At 69.1% G+C, this 1,917-nt stretch carries 2 protein-coding genes; both read left to right on the top strand.

All coding sequences use genetic code 11. From position 1 onward, the window contains the following. The first annotated feature begins 138 nt into the window (after positions 1–138). Positions 139–840 carry an ABC transporter permease gene (locus tag FNH08_RS49465; protein ID WP_228034860.1) on the top strand — a complete coding sequence of 234 codons (702 nt, stop codon included), beginning with the start codon at positions 139–141 and terminating at the stop codon, positions 838–840. Positions 841–1,114: 274 nt separating this feature from the next. After that, a partial coding sequence (locus FNH08_RS49470) for an AfsR/SARP family transcriptional regulator (RefSeq protein WP_194238889.1) occupies positions 1,115–1,917 on the top strand: 803 nt, incomplete at its 3' end.

Below are 1,917 nucleotides of genomic sequence, written 5' to 3' on the forward strand. Positions count from 1 at the left end.
GGGTGCCGATGGGCACGTTGCCGGTGCCGTCCCAGTCGTCGCCGACGGTGAAGGTGGTGGCGTAGAAGGACTCGGTCTGCCCTCACGTCACGGCTCGCCGTCTTCGGCACGTCCTTCAAGTACCTGTGGTTCGAGCACATGCTGATCGTGCGCACGTCCTGGCACGTGCACATGGTCTTCGGCATCTTCATGCCGCTGACGATGGTCTTCGGCTTCTCCCGCATCGGCAGCGGGCTCACCGACCAGACCAGCCTGCTGTACATCGCCAGCGGCTCCGGAGTGTTCTCCATCGCCGCGCTCGGCACCACGGCCATCGCCCAGCGCATCGGCGCGATCAAGGCCGAGGGCTCGATGATGTACTACGCGTCGCTGCCCATCAGCAAGGTCGCGTTCGTGACGGCGTTCATCGCCGCCCGTCTCCTGCTCATCGCACCCGGCCTGCTCACGTCCCTGCTCGCCGTCGAACTGCTCTACGACATCCACCTCACGCTGTCACCGACGCTGCTGTTCGTGTATCCGCTGACGGCCCTGCCGCTCGCCGCGCTCGGCCTCGTCATCGGCACCCTCATCGACCGGATCGAACTGATCTCGATCATCACCTACATGCTCAACTTCCTTCTGCTGCTGGGCGCCCCGCTGCTCATCCCGGTGGAGTCGCTGCCGCTCGCCCTGCGCGTCATCAGTTACGCCATGCCGACCAGCTACGGCGCCGACGCCATCCGGCACAGCGTCACCGGGAACATCGACAGCTCGTTCGCCTTCGACATCGCCTTCCTCGTCGTCGCCTCGGTGGCCGCGCTGTGGATCGCCGACCGGACGCTGCGCTGGCGGGCCTCCTGACCCCAACACCGGTGTTTTCCCCAGTGACCGTCCGCCGAGTCGTCGGTAGAGTCCTTTCCGAATCCAGAGGGTGAATGTCCTCACGGTCGTTCTTTGAGTCGTTTGCGAGGCCCGGGGAAGGACCGTGAGGATTCACGGTGAACGCGCAGGAAAGCGCACGACAAGCACCGGGAATCCGGTAGGGCGCGTTCGGAAAAAGGGGGACGGAAAACGTCCCCTTTCATCGTTCTGGATTGTCTGTTTTTGGGGTGGAGCGAACGGGAGCGACACCGGCATGAAGTTCCAGGTGCTGGGCCCGCTGACGGTCCGCGGCGAGAACGGCCCGGTCGCGTTGAGCGGCGTCAAACAGCGGGCCGCACTCGGCCAGCTGCTGCTGCACGCCAACGAGGTCGTCGCGACCAGCACTCTGCTGCGTGCCCTGTGGGGCGGGGACCCGCCGCCCACGGCCCGCAAGATGCTGCAGAACGCGGTCTCCGCCCTGCGCGGCGTCCTCGCCGCCGACGGCACCGGCGGCGGCCCCGTCCTCCTCACCCACGCCCCCGGCTACCTGCTGCGAGTCGACGGTGACGACCTCGACCTGACCGCCTACCGCACCCTCGCCGACCGGGGACGCGCCGCCCTGACCGCCGGGGCCTGGCCCTCCGCAGCCCGCACCCTGCGTGCCGCCCTCGACCTGTGGCGCGGCCCCGTCCTCGTCGACCTCGCCGAGTCGGGCGCGGACTGGCCCGAACTGCGTACGCTGTCCCGCGCCCGCTCGGCCACACGCGAGGACCTGTACGAAGCCGAACTCGCCTGCGGCCGGCACTTCGACATCCTCGGGGACCTGGAGACCCACGCCCAGCAGGAACCGGCGCGCGAGCGGATCTGCGCCCAGCTGATGCTCGCCCTGTACCGCTGCGGCCGGCAGGCCGAGGCCCTGGGCGCCTACGGCCGCACCAGGACCGCGCTCGCCTCCCGGCTCGGCCTGGAACCCGGCCGTGCACTGCACGCCGTGGAACGTGCCGTCCTCGATCACGACCCCGTTCTCGGGCAGCCCGACGCGCTCGCCATCATCGCCCTCGACGGCGAGACCCGCCG

Source organism: Streptomyces spongiae, from assembly GCF_009377185.1.
In the GTDB taxonomy this organism is placed as follows: Bacteria; Actinomycetota; Actinomycetes; order Streptomycetales; family Streptomycetaceae; genus Streptomyces; species Streptomyces spongiae.